This window comes from Streptomyces sp. NPDC050534, assembly GCF_044457745.1.
Taxonomy (GTDB): Bacteria; Actinomycetota; Actinomycetes; order Streptomycetales; family Streptomycetaceae; genus Streptomyces.
On the sequence record NZ_JBITHF010000008.1, the window covers coordinates 471705 to 490226 of the forward strand.

Below are 18522 nucleotides of genomic sequence, written 5' to 3' on the forward strand. Positions count from 1 at the left end.
CGACCGGCCTCAGCCGGCCACGAGTTCCACGCGTACGGGGTCGCCGTCGCGGACCGTGGCGAGGAGGCGGGGGTCGCCGTCGAGGCGGCCCAGGACATTGCAGGCACTCGCGAGGCGGCATTCGTCGCCCCGCGAGATCGGTGTGGGCCCGTAGGGGAGGGCGAGCGCGTCGCCGTCGGTCCAGAAGGCGACGGTGCCCGCCTCCACGACCTCCTGGGCCGTCGTTTCACGTGGAACACGGACGCCCGTGTCGAAGTAGACCTCCTCGCCCCAGGTACGGGCGGTGGAGGCCATGGGGAGTGCCGTGCCCAGGGACCGGGCGGTCGGGGTGTCGTCGAGAGTCGCGGTGAGGTGGCCGGCGGGCCACGATATCCGTATCTGCACGGCATGAGATTCAACAAGATGTTGAAGTTACTGCCAAGGGGTTGACGTGACGGACAAGACAGGACCCCCCTGCGTTCGGCCGAAAATCCGTGCGTCATAATTGCTTGTGAATGTGAACGCTTTCACAAGCGTAATGTAAGGAGCGGCGACGTGGACCTGGCTCTGGCGCCGGAGACCCTGGCGCGATGGCAGTTCGGCATCACCACCGTCTACCACTTTCTGTTCGTCCCCCTGACGATCTCCCTGGCCGCTCTGACGGCCGGGCTGCAGACCGCCTGGGTGCGCACGGAGAAGGAGAAGTACCTCAGGGCGACCAAGTTCTGGGGCAAGCTCTTCCTGATCAACATCGCGATGGGTGTGGTCACCGGCATCGTGCAGGAGTTCCAGTTCGGCATGAACTGGTCCGACTACTCGCGCTTCGTCGGTGACATCTTCGGTGCCCCGCTCGCCTTCGAGGCGCTGATCGCGTTCTTCTTCGAGTCGACCTTCATCGGCCTGTGGATCTTCGGCTGGGACAAGCTGCCGAAGCGGATCCACCTGGCCTGCATCTGGATGGTCTCGATCGGCACGGTCCTGTCGGCGTACTTCATCCTCGCGGCCAACTCCTGGATGCAGCATCCCGTCGGCTACAGGATCAACAAGGCCAGAGGGCGTGCCGAACTCACCGACTTCTGGCAGGTGCTGACCCAGAACACCGCGCTCGCCCAGGCGTTCCACACGCTCGCGGCGTGCTTCCTGACCGGCGGCGCGTTCATGGTCGGCATCGCGGCCTTCCACCTGTTCCGCAAGAAGCACGTCCCGGTGATGAAGACCTCGCTGCGGCTGGGCCTGATCACCGTCGTCATCGCCGGCCTGCTCACCGCGATCAGCGGTGACACGCTCGGCAAGGTCATGTTCAAGCAGCAGCCGATGAAGATGGCGGCTGCCGAGGCCCTGTGGGACGGCCAGGAGTCCGCGCCGTTCTCGGTCTTCGCATACGGCGACGTGAGCAAGGGCCACAACACCGTCGAGCTGTCCGTCCCCGGCGTGCTGTCCTTCCTCGCCGACGACAACTTCAACTCGTACGTCCCCGGCATCAACGACACCAACAAGGCCGAGCAGAAGAAGTACGGCCCGGGCGACTACCGGCCCATCATCCCGGTGACCTTCTGGGCGTTCCGCTGGATGATCGGCTTCGGCATGACGTCCTTCGCCATCGGCCTGGCCGGCCTCTGGCTGACCCGCAAGAAGTTCATGCTGCCGCAGCACCTGCGGGTCGGCGAGGACGAGGTGCCGCATCTGGTCCTGTTCCGCAACAAGGCCCTGAGCCCCAAGCTCAGCAGGCTCTACTGGCTGGTGACCATCTGGACCCTGGGCTTCCCGCTGATCGCCAACTCGTGGGGCTGGATCTTCACCGAGATGGGCCGCCAGCCGTGGGTCGTCTACGGCGTCCTGCAGACCCGGCACGCGGTCTCCCCCGGTGTCTCCCAGGCCGAAGTGCTCACCTCGATGCTGACCTTCACCGCGCTGTACGCCGTCCTCGCCGTCGTCGAGGTCAAGCTGCTGGTGAAGTACGTCAAGGCGGGCCCGCCCGAGCTCACCGAGGCCGACCTCAACCCGCCCACGAAGATCGGCGGCGACACCCGTGACGCCGACAAGCCGATGGCCTTCTCGTACTAGGCCGAGGGAGATCGAGTCATGGAACTGCACGACGTCTGGTTCGTCCTGATCGCCGTCCTGTGGACCGGCTACTTCTTCCTGGAGGGCTTCGACTTCGGGGTCGGCGTGCTCACCAGGCTGCTGGCCCGGAACCGGGCCGAGAGGCGGGTGCTGATCAACACGATCGGCCCGGTCTGGGACGGCAACGAGGTGTGGCTGCTCACGGCGGGCGGCGCCACCTTCGCCGCCTTCCCCGACTGGTACGCCACGCTCTTCTCCGGCTTCTACCTGCCCCTGCTGGTCATCCTGGTCTGCCTGATCGTGCGGGGCGTCGCCTTCGAGTACCGCGCCAAGCGGCCCGAGGAGAACTGGCAGCGCAACTGGGAGACCGCGATCTTCTGGACCTCGCTGATCCCGGCGTTCCTGTGGGGCGTCGCCTTCGGCAACATCGTGCGCGGCGTGAAGATCGACAGGAACTTCGAGTACGTCGGGAACCTCTGGGACCTGCTCAACCCGTACGCCCTGCTCGGTGGAGTGGTGACCTTGTCGCTGTTCACCTTCCACGGGGCGGTCTTCACCGCGCTCAAGACGGTCGGGGACATCCGGGAGCGGGCGCGCAGCACGGCCCTGTACGTCGGCCTCGTGACGGCCGTGGCGGCGCTGGTCTTCCTGCTGTGGACCCAGATCGACAAGGGGAACGGCAGGAGCCTGGTGGCCATGACGGTGGCGGTGGCCGCGCTCGTGGCGGCGCTGGTGGCCAACCAGCGAGGCCGGGAGGGCTGGTCGTTCGCACTGTCCGGCGTGACCATCGTGGCCGCGGTCGCGATGCTCTTCCTGACGCTGTTCCCGAACGTCATGCCGTCGTCGCTCAACGAGCAGTGGAGTCTCACCGTCACCAACGCCTCGTCGAGCCCGTACACCCTGAAGATCATGACCTGGTGTGCCGGTATCGCCACCCCGATCGTCCTGCTCTACCAGGGGTGGACCTACTGGGTGTTCCGCAAGCGCATCGGAACGCAGCACATCGCTGAGACCATGCACTGAGGTGTGTTTCACGTGAAACCGATCGATCCGCGACTGCTCCGGTACGCCCGCGCCACCCGCCTGTTCATGGTGGCGGTCGTCTGCCTGGGTGCTGTCGGAGCGGGCCTGGTCATCGCGCAGGCGATGCTCATCGCCGAGGTGGTGGTGGGCGCGTTCCAGCACCGGATGACGGTGTCCGGACTCGGCACGCCCCTGCTGCTGCTGGCCGCCGTCGCCTGCGGCCGTGCGCTGGTCTCCTGGCTGACCGAGCTCGCCGCCCACCGGGCGAGCGCGGCGGTGAAGTCGGAGCTGCGCGGCCGGCTGCTGGAGCGGGCGGTCGCGCTCGGTCCCGGGTGGCTGGGCGGGCAGCGGACGGGCTCCCTGGTCGCCCTGGCCACCCGGGGAGTCGACGCCCTCGACGACTACTTCTCGCGCTACCTGCCGCAGCTGGGGCTCGCGGTGGTCGTGCCGGTCGCGGTGCTGGCCCGGGTCGTCACCGAGGACTGGGTGTCGGCGGCGATCATCGTCGCCACCCTGCCGCTCATCCCGGTCTTCATGATGCTGATCGGCTGGGCCACGCAGTCCCGGATGGACCGTCAGTGGCGGATGCTGTCCCGGCTGTCCGGGCACTTCCTGGACGTCGTCGCGGGACTGCCGACGCTGAAGGTGTTCGGGCGGGCCAAGGCGCAGGCCGAGTCGATCCGCCGTATCACCGGCGAATACCGGCAGGCGACGATGCGCACGCTGCGGATCGCCTTCATCTCGTCCTTCGCGCTGGAGCTGCTGTCCACGCTGTCCGTGGCCCTGGTGGCCGTGACGATCGGCATGCGGCTCGTGCACGGGGAGATGGACCTGTACGTCGGCCTGGTCGTCCTCGTCCTCGCGCCGGAGGCGTATCTGCCGCTGCGCCAGGTCGGGGCGCAGTACCACGCGGCGGCCGAGGGGCTCGCCGCGGCCGAGGAGATCTTCACCGTCCTGGAGACGCCCGTGCCGGCGTCGGGCACGACGGACGTGCCGGCGGGCGCCATCGCCTTCGAGGGTGTGAGGGTCCGGTATCCCGGGCGGTCCGAGGACGCGGTGTCGGAGGTCTCCTTCACCGTCGAGCCCGGGGAGACGGTCGCCCTCGTCGGCCCGAGCGGCGTCGGCAAGTCGACGCTGCTGAACGTCCTGCTGGGCTTTGTGCGGCCGACCGAGGGGCGGGTGCGGATCGGGGGAGTCGATCTCTGCGAGGCCGACCTGGAGCGGTGGCGCTCGCGGATCGCCTGGGTGCCGCAGCGGCCCCACCTGTTCGCCGGGACCGTCGCCGAGAACGTACGCCTCGCGCGTCCCGACGCCGACGACACCGCCGTACGGCGGGCGCTGGCGGACGCCGGAGCGCTGGAGTTCGTTCAGGCGCTGCCCGACGGCGCGGACACCCTGCTCGGCGAGGACGGTGTTGGGATCTCCGCCGGGCAGCGGCAGCGGCTCGCGCTGGCCCGGGCGTTCCTCGCGGACCGGCCCGTGCTGCTGCTCGACGAGCCGACGGCCGCGCTGGACGGCGCCACCGAGGCGGAGGTCGTGGAGGCGGTACGGCGGCTGTCGGCGGGGCGCACGGTCCTGCTGGTGGTGCACCGGCCCGCCCTGCTCGGACCGGCGGACCGCGTGGTGCGCCTGACCGCTCCGGCCGGTCCCGCGCCCGTGGAGCGCCGGCTGCCGGAGACGCGCCCGGCCACACAGGAGACGTACGAGAGCTCGGCACCGCTCGAGCCGGGAGCCGCCGCGTCCGCCGTGAGCAGGGCCGGTGTGCTGGCCCGCGTCCGTGCCATGTCCGGCCCCCGGCGCGGCCGGCTCGCTCTCGCCCTGCTGCTCGGCAGCCTCGCGCTGGGCAGTGCCGTCGGGCTCATGGCCACCTCCGGGTGGCTCATCTCGCGGGCCTCGCAGCAGCCGCCCGTGCTGTATCTGATGGTGGCCGTCACGGCGACGCGCGCCTTCGGCATCGGGCGGGCCGTCTTCCGGTACGCCGAGCGGCTCGTGTCGCACGACGCGGTGCTGCGCATGCTCGCCGACACCAGGGTCGCCGTCTACCGGCGCCTGGAGCGGCTGGCCCCCGCCGGGCTGCGCCGCACCCGGCGGGGCGACCTGCTCTCGCGCCTGGTCGCCGACGTGGACGCCCTGCAGGACTACTGGCTGCGCTGGCTGCTGCCGGCCGGCTCCGCGGCGATCGTGTCCGCCGCGGCCGTGGCCTTCACGGCGTGGCTGCTGCCCGAGGCCGGTCTGGCGCTCGCCGCCGGTCTGGTGGCGGCCGGAGTCGGCGTCCCGCTGGTCACCGGCGCCGTGGCCCGGCGCGCCGACCGCAGGCTGGCCCCCGCCCGTGGGGCACTGGCGACGCGTGTGACCGATCTGCTCACCGGCACCGCGGAGTTGACGGTCGCCGGCGCCCTGCCCGCCCGCAGCGCCGAGGCCCGGCGCGCGGACGGCACGCTCACCCGGATCGCCTCGCGCGCCGCCACCGCCACCGCGCTCGGCGACGGACTCACCTCGCTGCTCTCCGGTCTGACCGTCACCGCCGCCGCTCTCGTGGGCGCCCAGGCGGTCGCCGCGGGGCGGCTGGACGGCGTGACGATGGCCGTCGTCGTCCTCACCCCGCTGGCCGCCTTCGAGGCCGTCATGGGGCTCCCTCTCGCCGCGCAGTACCGGCAGCGGGTGCGCAGGAGCGCGGAGCGCGTGTACGAGGTCCTGGACGCGCCCGAGCCCGTACGGGAGCCCGAGCGGCCCCGGCAGGCGCCCGCCTCGCCCTTCCCGGTGGCCCTCAAGGGCCTGACCGCCCGGCACGAGGGACAGAAGCGCGACGCGCTCGACGGCCTTGACCTGACCCTCGGCCAGGGGCGCCGGATCGCCGTGGTCGGGGCGTCCGGCGCCGGCAAGACGACGCTGGCGCAGGTGCTGCTGCGCTTCCTGGACGCGAGCACGGGTTCCTACACGCTGGCCGGCGTGGACGCGTACGCGCTCGACGGCGACGTCGTACGACGGTTCGTCGGGCTGTGCGCGCAGGATGCGCACCTCTTCGACAGCTCGGTGCGCGAGAACCTGCTGCTGGCCAAGAAGGACGCCACCGAGGACGAGCTGCGTGACGCGCTCGGGCGGGCCCGGCTGCTGGAGTGGGCCGACCGCCTGCCCGACGGCCTCGACACGCTGGTCGGCGAGCACGGGGCCAAGCTGTCGGGCGGGCAGCGGCAGCGGCTGGCGCTGGCCCGCGCGCTGCTCGCCGACTTCCCGGTCCTCGTCCTCGACGAGCCCGCCGAACACCTCGACCTGCCGACGGCCGACGCCCTCACCGCCGACCTTCTGGCGGCGACCGAGGGCCGTACGACCCTGCTCATCACGCACCGGCTGGCCGGCCTGACGGCGGTCGACGAGGTCGTCGTCCTGGACGAAGGGCGTGTGGTGCAGCGCGGGTCGTATGCCGAACTGGCCGCCGTTCCAGGGCCGTTGCGGCGGATGGCGGAGCGGGAGGCGGAGGCGGAGTCGCTGCTCACGGCGGCGTAGCGGCGGCGCGTACCGTCACGCACCACCGCTCCCGACTTTCTGCAGCAAACGGGACTTATTACGCTCGGGACATGCCCGTCGCACCGCCCCCCGGCCCCGACGTACCGCTCCCCGGCCCCGAGCAGCCGGCCCCAGGACTCCGGGCCGACCCGGACGCCCGCGTGCCCCGGCTGCTGGAGGCCATGCGGACCGTCGGCCGCGGGCTGGAGCTGCACTCCACGCTGGAGCGGATCTGCGAGACCGCGGCCGCCCTGACCGGCGCCCGGTACGCGGCCATCGGCGTCGTCGACGAACGCGGGGACGGCCTCGCCGACTTCGTCCACCAGGGCGTCGACGAGGCGACCGCCCGCAGGATCGGGCGGCTGCCCGACGGGCACGGGGGGCTGCTCGGCGCGCTCATCCGCGATCCTGAGCCGGTCCGGCTCGCAGATCTGACGGCGGACCCGCGCTCCCGGGGCTTTCCCGCGCACCACCCGCCGATGCGCACTTTCCTCGGTCTGCCGATCCGGGTGCAGGGCGAGGTCTTCGGGAACCTGTATCTGGCGGAGAAGCACGGCGGCGAGCCGTTCGACGACGAGGACCTCGACATGGTCCGGGTGCTCGCCACCGAGGCCGGTATCGCCGTCGGCAACGCCCGGCTGTACGAGGCGGCCCAGCAGCGGGAGCGCTGGATCGACGGGTCGGTCGCCGTCACCACCGCCCTGCTGTCCGGCGGCGACGCCGACGACGCCCTCCAGGTCGTCGCCGAACAGGCCCGCCGGCTGTCCGGGGCCGCGGCCGGGATCGTGCTGCTGCCCGCCGACGAGGGCGGTCTCGAGATCGTCGCCGTGGCCGCCGACCGGCCGTCGGGCCTGCTCGGCACGGTCGTCCCGCCGGAGAGCGAGGTCGTCGCCGAACTCCTCGCCGGACAGGCCGTGTTCACCGACGACGCGGCCACCGACCGGCGCATGGCCGCCGGGCTCACCCGTCGCTACGGGCCCGCCATGATGCTGCCCCTGCACAGCGACGGCCGGGTGCTCGGGAGTCTCGTCATGCCACGCGCGCCGGGGGAGCACGCCTTCACCGAGGCGGAGCGCACCCTCGCGGTCCAGTTCGCCGCGCAGGCCGCGCTCGCGCTGAAGATGGCCGAGACGCAGCGCGACCGGGAACGGCTCGCGGTGTTCGAGGACCGCGACCGCATCGCCCGTGACCTGCACGACCTGGTGATCCAGCGGCTGTTCGCCACCGGGATGCTGCTGGAGAACGCGCAGCGCGGTTCGGTCGTGCCCGAGGTGCGGGACGGGGTCGGCAAGGCCGTCGGCGAACTCGACGTCACCATCCAGGAGATCCGGAGCGCGATCTTCGCCCTCCAGCAGGGGCCCGCCGAGGTGCCCTCCGGGCTGCGCACGCGCGTGCTCCGGGAGATCGGCATGGCCGCCGTACCGCTCGGCTTCCGGCCCTCGCACCGCCTCGTCGGCCCGGTCGACACTCTGGTCGGCGACCTGACCGGCAAGAACCTCGTCGCCGCCCTGCGCGAGGCGCTCTCCAACGCCTTCCGGCACGCGGGCGCCTCACGGATCGACGTCGTCGTCGACGCGACCGTGACCCTCCCGGACGGCCGCCCCGGCGTACGCCTGAGCGTCGCGGACGACGGCGTCGGCATCCCCGAGGGCGGCCGGCGCAGCGGCCTGAGCAACCTGAAGCGGCGTGCGGAGGCCCTGGGCGGCGACAGCAGCCACGGTCCGGGGCTCGGCGAGAACGGCGGCGGTACGACGGTGGTGTGGCAGGCGCCGCACTGAACCGCCCGCGGCAGGAGCCCCGTTGGACCGGGAGGCGCTACGGCCGCCCGGCGAGCATCCGCTCGATCACGACCGCCACACCGTCGTCGTTGTTGGCGACCGTGCGGCCGGAGGCCGCGGCGACGACGTCCGGGTGCGCGTTGCCCATCGCGAACGACCGGCCCGCCCAGGTGAGCATCTCGACGTCGTTCGGCATGTCCCCGAAGGCGACGACCTCCTCGTGCGAGATGCCGCGCTCGGCGCAGCACAGCGCCAGCGTGCTGGCCTTGGAGACGCCGGGGCCGCTGATCTCCAGCAGGGCGCTGGGGCTGGAGCGGGTGACACTGGCCCGCTCGCCGATGGCGAGCCGGGCGGTGGTGAGGAAGGCGTCCGGGTCGAGGGACGGGTGGTAGGCGAGGATCTTCAGCACCGGCTCGGCGCCGCCGGGGCCGTCCGGCGCCAGCAGTTCCTCGGCCGGCGCGAGGTGGTCCGGCAGCTCCATGTGCAGCTTCGGATACTCCGGCTCCTGGTGGAAGCCGTAGGTCTGCTCCACCGCGTACATCGTGCCGGGTGCCGCGTCGCGCAGCAGCCGTACGGCGTCCAGCGCGTTGTCCCGGGCCAGCTCGCGCACCTTCACGAACCGGTGGGCACCGGGGCCGCCGTGCAGGTCGACCACGGCCGCGCCGTTGCCGCAGATCGCCAGGCCGTGGCCGTGCACGTGGTCGCTGACGACGTCCATCCAGCGGGCCGGGCGGCCGGTGACGAAGAAGACCTCGATGCCCGCCTGTTCGGCGGCCGCGAGCGCGGCGACCGTGCGCGGGGAGACCGACTTGTCGTCCCGCAGGAGCGTGCCGTCGAGATCGGTGGCTATGAGTCGCGGCGGGACGGCGGGGGCCGCGGTCTCGGGCTGTCGAGTCGCTGAGGTCACCGGTTCATTCTCCCGCATATGCCTGCACGGCCGTGCGGGACTCCGCACATCTGAGTGGTTACCGTCCTCTCCAGCACCGTCACCCTCCGTCGACCCAGCCGAGCTGCGCCGGGGCCTCCATGGCGATCTGCTCGAAGACCTTCTGGTCGGCGGCGAAGTGGGTGCCGGGGACGGGCCAGTGGATCACGATCTCGGTGAAGCCCAGCTCGCGGTGGCGGCCCGCGAAGTCCACGAACGCGTCGAGCGACTCCAGCGGGCGGGCGCGGTCGGGGGTGAACCCGGTGAGCAGGATCTTGTCCATTTCGGCCACGTTCCGGCCGATCGCTGCGCAGGCGTCGGCCAGTTTCGCGACCTGTCCGCGAATGGCTTGAATCGACTGTTCAGAAGTGCCGTTCTCGTACAGCTTCGGGTCGCCGGTGGTCACCCACGCCTGTCCGTGGCGTGCGGCGAGCCGCAGTCCGCGCGGCCCGGTGGCGGCCACCGCGAAGGGCAGCCGGGGCCGCTGCACGCAGCCCGGGATGTTCTGCGCGCCGTGCGCCGAGTAGAAGTCGCCTTCGTAGGAGACGGTGTCCTCGGTGAGCAGCCGGTCGAGCAGCGGTACGAACTCCGCGAACCGGTCGGCCCGCTCCCGCGGGGTCCAGGGCTCCTGGCCGAGCGCGGTGGAGTCGAAGCCGGTGCCGCCCGCGCCGATGCCGAGGGTGACGCGGCCGCCGGAGATGTCGTCGAGGGAGATCAGTTCCTTGGCGAGGGTCACCGGGTGCCTGAAGTTCGGCGAGGTCACCAGGGTGCCCAGGCGCAGTTGCTCGGTGGCGGCCGCGGCGGCGGTCAGGGTCGGCACGGCGCCGAACCAGGGCCCGTCGCGGAACGGCACGCGCCAGGACAGGTGGTCGTAGGTGTAGGCGGTGTGGAATCCGAGCTGCTCGGCCCGCAGCCATGCCGAACGGCCGCCTTCGCGCCAGCGGCGGTACGGGAGGATCACGGTGCTCAGACGCAGACTCATGCGTTCGAGCCTACGGGCCCGTACCGACGGCGGACGAAACGGTCACCGTACGCGTGCGCTCGGCCACGCACCGAGGCCGCGTCAGTGCGCCTCGGGAAAGCGCAGGTAGCGCGGGGGTACGGCCTGCGTCAGCCACACGCCGTTCGCGCTGACGTGGAAGACGTGCCCGTCGCGGTGCATCGCGCCGGCGTCGACCGGCAGGACCACCGGCCGGCCGCGGCGGGCGCCGACGCGGGTGGCCGTCTCGCGGTCGGGCGAGAGGTGCACGTCGTGGCGGTTCATGGGGCGCAGCCCCTCGGTGCGGATCGCGTCCAGGTTGCCGGCCACGGTGCCGTGGTAGAGGTACGCGGGCGGGGTCGCCGGGGGCAGCCCGAGGTCGACCTCGACGCTGTGGCCCTGGCTGGCGCGGATCCTGGTGCCGTCGACCGCGAAGCGCTTCTTGTCGTTCTCGGCGACGACGTGGTCCAGCTCGTCGCGGGTGAAGCGGAAGCCGTGGGCGGCGGCCGCCGCCATCAGCTCGTCGATCTCGACCCAGCCGGCCTCGTCAAGGGTGAGCCCGATCCGCTCGGGCTGGTGGCGCAGGTGTTTCGAGAGGTACTTCGACACCTTCACGGTGCGTCTTTCGTCCATCCGCTCAGCATGACGGGAGAGACGCGGATCACGCAGATTATTTTCGCCGCAGAGGTTTGATCCACAACCAACTGTAGTTATCCACAGGCTAGTTGGCGGATCTGTGGACAACTCCCCGACATGTCAGCCCTGTTCGTCAAGATCGTCTGGGGGCCCTCCCCTTGACGTGAGCGCGTCCAACGCCCGTGCCCGCACCTCCCGTTCAGCCGCCAGCGTCACGAACTCCGCCGCACTCCCCGCCCCAACCAGGCTCTCCACCGCCCGCATTGTCTCCTCCGGCAACGACACGGAGCGTGACACCGGACGGGCCTCCTCCGGACCGTCCTCCCCCAGCTGCTGACGCAGCTGACGCACCGCCAGCGCCCGCATGGCCCGCGCCAGTTCCGCGTCCACCGTCTGCTGCGCGAGCGGTCGCAGGCGGCGTACGAGTGAGGCCGCTTCCGTCGCGTCCGCGTCGGTCGGGCGGTGCGGTCCGTCGAGGTAGCGGGCGAAGACGTGCTCGGTGGTGAACTCCAGGAAACGGGCGGCGATGTGCTCGACCTGGACCCTCAACTCCCGCAGATGGGCGGATATCGCGGACAGCGGTACGCCCGCCGCGTGCAACTCCACTGCCACGGCGAGCTCTTGGGGGCTCGGCACGAGGAAGGAGCCGTCGTCGCCCGGGACGGGTTCCAGCACGCCGAGTTCGACGGCCTCGGCGACGGCCGCGTCGTCGGGGGAGCCGCCGAAGCGCTCGTCGAGGTCGGCACGGGAGATCCGTACCGCCTCCTCGTCGGTCCACGGCCGGTCGATCTCGGCGACCAGACCGAGCACCCCGCCCAGGCCGCGGCCCGCGTCCCACGCCTCCAGGAGCTCCTTGATGGAGGCCAGCGTGTAGCCGCGGTCCAGGAGTTCGGCGATCTGGCGCAGCCGGGCCAGGTGCGCGTCTGAGTAGAGGTTGGCGCGGCCGCTGCGCTCGGGCCGGGGGAGCAGACCGCGGTCCTGGTAGGCGCGGATGGTGCGGACCGAGGCGCCGCTGACGTGCGCCAGGTCCTCGATGCGGTACGGCGTCCGCATGCCCGTTTCCTCCTTCCCCAGGTCCGGCTATGTCCCGTTCTCAGGTCTCACTGCGCACCGGCCGCAGGTCTGGCCACGTCCCGGCCGCGCGTGACCCGGCCGGCGCGCTCACAGCGGTGGTTCCATCCGGGCGATCGCCCGCAGCGCGCGCGGGGCGAACCGGGACATGAGGTGGGCGCCCCGGGCCTCCGGGGTGACCGGCACGACGGCGTCGTTGCGCACGACCGCGCGCAGGATGGCGTCGGCGACCTTCTCCGGCGGGTAGTTCCTGAGGCCGTACAGGCGCGCCGTCCTCTTCTGGCGCCGTTTCTCCTCGTCGGCGTCCACGCCCGCGAAGCGTGCGGTGGAGGTGATGTTGGTGTTGACGAAGCCGGGGCAGATCGCGCTCACGCCTATCCCCTGGCTTGCCAGTTCCGCGCGCAGGCACTCGCTGAGCATCAGCACGGCCGCCTTGGAGGTGCTGTAGGCGGGCAGCGCCTTGGAGGGCTGATACGCCGCCGCCGAGGCGGTGTTGACGATGTGGCCGCCCTGTCCGCGCTCGGCCATCTGCTTCCCGAACAGGTGGCAGCCGTGGATCACGCCCCACAGGTTGACGTCGAGGACCTTCTTCCAGTCCTCGGGGGTGGTGTCGAAGAAGGAACCACCCAGTCCGATACCGGCGTTGTTCACCAGGACGTCCACCACGCCGTACTCGGCGGCGACCTTGTCGGCGAGTTTCTCCATGGCCTGCTCGTCGGAGACGTCGACGGTCTCCGCCCATGCCTCGGGGGCGCCGACCAGGCGGGACAGCTCGGCGGTGCGGACGGCGGCCTCGGCGTCCCGGTCGACGGCCACCACGCGCGCGCCCGCCTCGGCGAAGGCGAACGCCGTGGCCCGTCCGATGCCGCTGCCCGCGCCGGTGACCAGGACGAGCTGCCCGCCGAAGCGTTCGGCGTACTTGCCGGTGGGCTGCGCCGTCTCGGGCCTGCCGCCTTCGACGGAGGTGATGAACTCGGTGATCCAGGAGGACAGTTGGTCGGGACGCGTGCGCGGGACCCAGTGCTTGGCCGGCAGCGTGCGGCGGGTCAGCTGCGGAACCCAGTGCTCCAGATCGTCGTAGAGGCGCTCCGACAGGAACGCGTCCCCGAGGGGCGTGATGAGCTGCACGGGCGCGTGTGCGTAAGCGTCGGTGCGGGGCCTGCGCAGCCGGGGGCGCACGTTGTCGCGGTACAGCCAGGCGCCGTGGGCCGCGTCCGAGGGCAGCGAGGCGGTCGGGTAGTCGCCGGCGGGGATCTTCTCCACCCGGCGCAGGATGCCGGGCCAGCGCTTGCCCAGGGGGCCGCGCCAGGCCAGTTCGGGCAGCACGGGCGTGTGCAGCAGATACACGTACCAGGACTTGGCGCCCTGGCCGAGGAGCTGGCCGATCCGGCCCGGGGTGGGCCGCTTCAGCCGCTGGTTGATCCAGTGGCCGAAGTGGTCGAGGGACGGTCCGGACATGGAGGTGAAGGAGGCGATGCGCCCCTCGGTGCGCCGGACGGTGACGAACTCCCAGGACTGCACCGAGCCCCAGTCGTGCCCGACCACGTGCACCGGCCGGCCGGGGCTGACCGCGTCGGTCACGGCCAGGAAGTCGTCGGTCAGCTTCTCCAGGGTGAAGCCGCCGCGCAGCGGCTTCGGCGCCGTCGACCGGCCGTGTCCCCGGACGTCGTACAGCACGACGTGGAAGCGCTCCGCGAGCCGGGTGGCGACCTCCGACCACACCTCCATGCTGTCCGGGTAGCCGTGGACGAGGACGACCGTCGGCTGTGCGGCGTCTCCCAGTTCGGCCACCTGCAGCTCGACGCCGCCGGTCCGGATCCGGCGCTCCCGTGCGCCCGTCAGCAACGTCACTTGTCCTCCGCCCAGCGCCGCACGTGCGGCAGATCGTCGTCCAGCCAGAAGGCGCTCTCCTCGGGGTCCTGGGAGTCGGTGACGACCAGGATCTCCTCGAACTTCGCGCCCGTGCCCCGGAATCCGAGGTGGGGTTCGACCGCCCACAGGCCCGGCTGCGGCGGGTGGTCGGAGAAGCGGTAGGGCGACCACAGCGGGGACCAGCCGTCGCGGTGGCCGTGCAGCGCGTCGGAGGCGAGCCCCTTCAGGGACTGCGTGCCGAACCCGAACAGGTGCGGCGACCAGCGGCGCTCCTTCACCCGGTCCACCTTGTGCGCGATCACGCCGAAGGGATACGCGCGGTGCCGGTTGGCGTAGCCCTGGCGGACCATGAGGCGGTCGACGTCCTCGTAGATCGTGCGCAGCGGGCGCCGCTCGCGCACCTCGCGAAGGATCAGCTCGCGGTGCGCCTCCAGGTCGGCCATGAGCCGGTCCTGCACGGGGTTGATGCCGAGCGATCCCGAGTAGCCGATGTCGGCCGTGAAGCCGTCGTACACCGGGGCCATGTCGAGGATGAACGGCATCCCCGGCTCCAGCCGCCGGTCGGTGGGGAAGAACTGGAGCGGGATGCGGAAGTTCACGAAGGCCGTGCGGTCGCCGAACCAGGCGAAGGGCAGATGGAACCAGTCCCGCACGCCCCGCTCGCGCAGCCACTCCCGCTGCATGCGGGCCGCCTTGCGCTCGGTCACTCCGGGCTGGAGCTGCGCGGCGACCGCCTCCGCGCACTCGTAGGCGAGGCGCTGCACCCGCCTGAACCCCGCGAGCCGCGCGGAGAGTTCACCTGCCACTGCCGTCGTCATGCCACCGCCCAACCTCGCCCGTGCCGACTGCGGTACGCGTCCGTAACTTGACACTGATGAATGTGACAGTTGTTAGAGGTCGCGTCAATAGGAGGGTCGGGGCTGTGGAAAACCGCGTGGCCGGGGCGGCGGACCACGCTCCGTAACTCTCAGGTAGGGGGCACCCCTACGGACCCGTACATCTGGAGTCTGAGGCCAAGACAGCTCTGCGGTCTGACGACCGGCGTGGTGCGCGTCACTATCGTCGTGGACGTGACTGTGATCGCGACTGAAAGCCTGAGCAAGCGGTTCCCCCGGGTGACCGCGCTTGACCGGCTCTCCGTCGACGTCGGGGCCGGTGTGACCGGCCTCGTCGGAGCAAACGGAGCCGGCAAGTCCACGTTGATCAAGATCCTGCTGGGTCTGTCCCCCGCCTCCGAGGGCCGCGCAGAAGTGCTCGGCCTCGACGTCGCGACCAAGGGCGCCGCCATCCGGGAGCGGGTCGGCTACATGCCCGAGCACGACTGCCTGCCGCCGGACGTCTCGGCGACCGAGTTCGTCGTCCACATGGCACGCATGTCCGGCCTGCCGCCCACGGCCGCGCGCGAGCGCACCGCGGACACGCTGCGCCACGTCGGTCTGTACGAGGAGCGCTACCGCCCGATCGGCGGCTACTCGACCGGCATGAAGCAGCGCGTCAAGCTCGCGCAGGCCCTGGTGCACGACCCGCAGCTGGTCTTCCTGGACGAGCCGACCAACGGCCTCGACCCGGTCGGCCGCGACGAGATGCTCGGCCTCATCCGCCGTATCCACACCGACTTCGGCATCTCGGTCCTGGTCACCTCGCACCTGCTGGGCGAGCTGGAGCGCACCTGCGACCACGTGGTGATCATCGACGGCGGCAAGCTGCTGCGGTCCAGCTCCACCACGGACTTCACCCAGACCACCACGACGCTGGCGATCGAGGTCACCGACACCGACGACCACCCGGACGGCACGCGCGCGGTGCGCGAGGTGCTGCACGCGCGCGGGGTGGAGGTCCTCGACGGCAGCAACGGCCTGCCGGGCGCCGGACACATCCTGCTGCTCACCGCGCAGGGCGAGGAGACCTACGACCTCGTGCGCGACGTCGTCGCCGACCTCGGCCTGGGCCTCGTGCGCATGGAACAGCGCAGGCACCACATCTCGGAGGTCTTCCACGCGGACGCCGAGGACCGGGACGTGACGAAGGAGGCGGCTGTCCATGGCAGTTGAGCAGCCCATGCAGACGGCGGCCGGTGCGCCGGGCGACCAGACCCGCATCCACAACATCGGCTACCGCAACTACGACGGCCCCCGCCTCGGCCGCTCCTACGCCACCCGCTCGCTCTACTCGCAGTCCCTGCGCGGCGCCTACGGCCTCGGACGCTCCATCAAGTCCAAGGTGCTGCCGATGCTGCTGTTCGTGGTGATGTGCGTGCCCGCCGCCATCATGGTGGCCGTCACGGTCGCCACGAAGCTCAAGGACCTGCCGGTCGAGTACACGCGCTACGCGGTCATCATGCAGGCCGTCATCAGCCTGTTCCTCGCCTCGCAGGCACCGCAGTCCGTCTCGCGCGACCTGCGCTTCAAGACCGTGCCGCTGTACTTCTCGCGGCCGATCGAGACCGCCGACTACGTGCGGGCGAAGTACGCGGCCCTGGCCTCCGCGATGTTCGTCCTCACCGCGGCCCCCCTGCTCGTGCTCTACGTGGGCGCCCTGCTGGCCAAGCTCGACTTCGCCGACCAGACGAAGGGTTTCGCACAGGGACTGGTCTCCGTGGCTCTGCTCTCACTGCTCTTCGCCGGCATCGGCCTGGTCATCGCCTCGGTGACCCCGCGCCGCGGCTTCGGCATCGCGGCCGTCATCGCCGTCATGACCATCTCCTACGGCGCGGTCTCCACGCTCCAGGCGATCGCGGACGCGCAGAACAGCTCGGGGGCCATCCCCTGGATCGGCCTGTTCTCACCGATCACGCTGGTCGACGGTGTGCAGACCGCGTTCCTGGGCGCGAAGTCGGCCTTCCCCGGTGAGGTCGGCCCCAGCAGCGGCCAGGGCGTCGTCTACGTCCTCGTCGTCCTCGGCCTCATCGCCGCCAGTTACGGCCTCCTGATGCGCCGCTACCGAAAGGTCGGACTGTGACCACGCTCAGCATCGACCACGTCTCCCGCTGGTTCGGCAACGTGGTCGCCGTCAACGACATCACCATGACCATCGGCCCCGGCGTCACCGGCCTGCTGGGTCCCAACGGCGCCGGAAAGTCCACCCTCATCAACATGATGGGCGGCTTCCTGGCCCCCTCCACCGGCACCGTCACCCTCGACGGCCAGCAGGTGTGGCGCACCGAGGCGATCTACAAGCACATCGGCATCGTCCCCGAGCGCGAGGCGATGTACGACTTCCTCACCGGGCGCGAATTCGTCATGGCCAACGCCGAGTTGCACGGTCTCGGCGCCAAGGCCGCCCAGCGGGCCCTCGCCACGGTCGAGATGGAGTACGCGCAGGACCGCAAGATCTCCACGTACTCCAAGGGCATGCGCCAGCGCGTGAAGATGGCGTCCGCCCTGGTGCACGACCCCTCGCTGCTGCTGCTGGACGAGCCCTTCAACGGCATGGACCCGCGCCAGCGCATGCAGCTGATGGACCTGCTGCGGCGCATGGGCGACGAGGGCCGCACGGTGCTGTTCTCGTCGCACATCCTCGAAGAGGTCGAGCAACTCGCCTGGCACATCGAGGTCGTCGTCGCCGGACGGCACGCGGCGAGCGGCGACTTCCGCAAGATCCGCCGCCTGATGACCGACCGGCCGCACCGCTACCTGGTGCGTTCCAGCGACGACCGCGCCCTCGCGGCCGCGCTGATCGCCGACCCGTCGACGTCCGGCATCGAAGTCGACCTGGCCGAGGGCGCGTTGCGCGTCCAGGCCGTCGACTTCGGCCGCTTCACGGCGCTGCTGCCGCGGGTGGCCAGGGACAACGGCATCCGGCTGCTCACGGTCTCGCCGTCCGACGAGTCCCTCGAGTCCGTGTTCTCGTATCTGGTCGCGGCGTAGGAGGCCGAAGATGTACGACCCCACAGTCGCCCGGCTCACGTATCGGGCTCTGCTCGGCCGCCGCCGGGCCCTCATCCTGGGGGCGCTGCCCCTGCTGCTGATCGCGATCTCCGTCGTCGTGCGCGCCCTGGCGGGCGCCGACGACCAGACGGCCTCCGACCTGCTGGGCGGGCTCGCACTCGCCACCATGGTGCCGATCATCGGCGTCATCGCCGGCACGGGCGCGATCGGGCCGGAGATCGACGACGGCTCGGTGGTGTACCTCCTGTCCAAGCCGCTGAAGCGGCCGACGATCATCTTCACCAAGCTGATCGTGGCGATCGCGGTCACGATGGTGTTCTCGGCGCTGCCCACGCTCGTCGCGGGCTTCATCCTGAACGGCAACGGCCAGCAGATCGCCGTGGCCTACACGGTGGCCGCCCTCGTCTCGTCCATCACCTACGCGGCACTCTTCCTGCTGCTCGGCACGGTCTCCCGGCACGCCGTGGTCTTCGGGCTCGTCTACGCGCTGGTCTGGGAGGCCCTGTTCGGCTCCCTGGTGCCCGGTGCGCGCACGCTGAGCGTCCAGCAGTGGTCGCTGGCCGTCGCCCACAAGGTGGCCGGCGGGGACCTGGTGACCTCGGACGTCGGGCTGACGACGGCGACGGTGCTGCTGATCGTGGTGACCGTGCTGGCCACCTGGTACGCGGGCCAGAAGCTGCGGTCGCTGACGCTCGCCGGGGAGGAGTGACGGCGCTTGTCCCGACGGTGCCCTGCCTTGACGGGGCATCGTCTTGACGGAGGCTTCACCTCTGTCCGGGCACACTGGGCAAAACGGGACGGACG

Annotated in this window: 15 protein-coding genes; 8 read left to right on the plus strand and 7 right to left on the minus strand. The window is 71.2% G+C overall.

Annotated elements, in window-relative coordinates; genetic code table 11:
- Positions 1–9: 9 nt before the first annotated feature.
- Positions 10–384 (minus strand): cyclophilin-like fold protein, encoded by a 375-nt coding sequence (locus ACIBN2_RS27555; RefSeq protein WP_399138132.1) that lies wholly within the window; start codon positions 382–384, stop codon positions 10–12.
- Between the two features lie 150 nt (positions 385–534).
- Here ACIBN2_RS27555 and ACIBN2_RS27560 point away from each other — a divergent pair, with 150 nt between their 5' ends.
- The 4 genes from ACIBN2_RS27560 to ACIBN2_RS27575 all read left to right on the plus strand — a co-directional run bounded on the left by ACIBN2_RS27560 (position 535) and on the right by ACIBN2_RS27575 (position 8348).
- Positions 535–2043, plus strand: a complete 1509-nt coding sequence (locus ACIBN2_RS27560; protein ID WP_399138134.1) for a cytochrome ubiquinol oxidase subunit I — start codon at positions 535–537, stop codon at positions 2041–2043.
- Between the two features lie 18 nt (positions 2044–2061).
- Positions 2062–3066: a cytochrome d ubiquinol oxidase subunit II gene (gene cydB, locus ACIBN2_RS27565; protein ID WP_399138135.1), complete on the plus strand. Its 1005-nt coding sequence runs from the start codon at positions 2062–2064 to the stop codon at positions 3064–3066.
- Between the two features lie 12 nt (positions 3067–3078).
- Positions 3079–6570, plus strand: coding sequence for a thiol reductant ABC exporter subunit CydD (gene cydD / locus ACIBN2_RS27570; RefSeq protein WP_399138137.1), 3492 nt, complete (start codon positions 3079–3081; stop codon positions 6568–6570).
- 182 nt (positions 6571–6752) lie between these two features.
- On the plus strand, positions 6753–8348 hold the full coding sequence (locus tag ACIBN2_RS27575; RefSeq protein ID WP_399138245.1) for a GAF domain-containing sensor histidine kinase: 1596 nt from the start codon (positions 6753–6755) through the stop codon (positions 8346–8348).
- Between the two features lie 37 nt (positions 8349–8385).
- On the opposite strand, the gene ACIBN2_RS27580 is transcribed toward ACIBN2_RS27575, so the two are convergent.
- From ACIBN2_RS27580 to ACIBN2_RS27605, 6 genes are all read right to left on the minus strand, one after another.
- The gene (locus ACIBN2_RS27580; protein ID WP_399138138.1) at positions 8386–9273 is read right to left on the minus strand and encodes a Cof-type HAD-IIB family hydrolase; all 888 of its coding nucleotides are present in this window, start codon (positions 9271–9273) and stop codon (positions 8386–8388) included.
- 61 nt (positions 9274–9334) lie between these two features.
- Positions 9335–10255 carry an LLM class flavin-dependent oxidoreductase gene (locus ACIBN2_RS27585; protein ID WP_399138140.1) on the minus strand — a complete coding sequence of 307 codons (921 nt, stop codon included), beginning with the start codon at positions 10253–10255 and terminating at the stop codon, positions 9335–9337.
- Positions 10256–10336: 81 nt separating this feature from the next.
- A complete protein-coding gene (locus tag ACIBN2_RS27590; protein ID WP_399138142.1) occupies positions 10337–10885 on the minus strand; it encodes an RNA 2'-phosphotransferase in 549 nt (182 codons plus the stop codon).
- Positions 10886–11008: 123 nt separating this feature from the next.
- Positions 11009–11941: a MerR family transcriptional regulator gene (locus ACIBN2_RS27595; protein WP_399138144.1), complete on the minus strand. Its 933-nt coding sequence runs from the start codon at positions 11939–11941 to the stop codon at positions 11009–11011.
- A 108-nt stretch (positions 11942–12049) separates the two neighbouring features.
- Entirely contained in the window at positions 12050–13810 is a 1761-nt protein-coding gene (locus tag ACIBN2_RS27600; RefSeq protein WP_399138146.1) for an SDR family oxidoreductase, read from the minus strand.
- Positions 13807–14649: a M24 family metallopeptidase gene (locus tag ACIBN2_RS27605; protein WP_399138147.1), complete on the minus strand. Its 843-nt coding sequence runs from the start codon at positions 14647–14649 to the stop codon at positions 13807–13809. The genes ACIBN2_RS27600 and ACIBN2_RS27605 overlap by 4 nt, the downstream gene beginning before the upstream one ends.
- A gap of 258 nt (positions 14650–14907) precedes the next feature.
- Between ACIBN2_RS27605 and ACIBN2_RS27610 the strand changes: the two genes are divergently transcribed.
- The 4 genes from ACIBN2_RS27610 to ACIBN2_RS27625 are packed head-to-tail and all read left to right on the plus strand — an operon-like array spanning position 14908 to position 18427.
- Positions 14908–15882 carry an ABC transporter ATP-binding protein gene (locus ACIBN2_RS27610; protein ID WP_399138246.1) on the plus strand — a complete coding sequence of 325 codons (975 nt, stop codon included), beginning with the start codon at positions 14908–14910 and terminating at the stop codon, positions 15880–15882.
- Positions 15872–16789, plus strand: coding sequence for an ABC transporter permease (locus ACIBN2_RS27615; RefSeq protein WP_399138148.1), 918 nt, complete (start codon positions 15872–15874; stop codon positions 16787–16789). The genes ACIBN2_RS27610 and ACIBN2_RS27615 overlap by 11 nt, the downstream gene beginning before the upstream one ends.
- Entirely contained in the window at positions 16786–17697 is a 912-nt protein-coding gene (locus ACIBN2_RS27620) for an ABC transporter ATP-binding protein (RefSeq protein ID WP_399138150.1), read from the plus strand. Before ACIBN2_RS27615 ends, ACIBN2_RS27620 begins: the two co-directional genes overlap by 4 nt.
- Before the next feature lie 10 nt (positions 17698–17707).
- Positions 17708–18427, plus strand: a complete 720-nt coding sequence (locus ACIBN2_RS27625) for an ABC transporter permease subunit (protein ID WP_399138152.1) — start codon at positions 17708–17710, stop codon at positions 18425–18427.
- Positions 18428–18522: the final 95 nt, after the last annotated feature.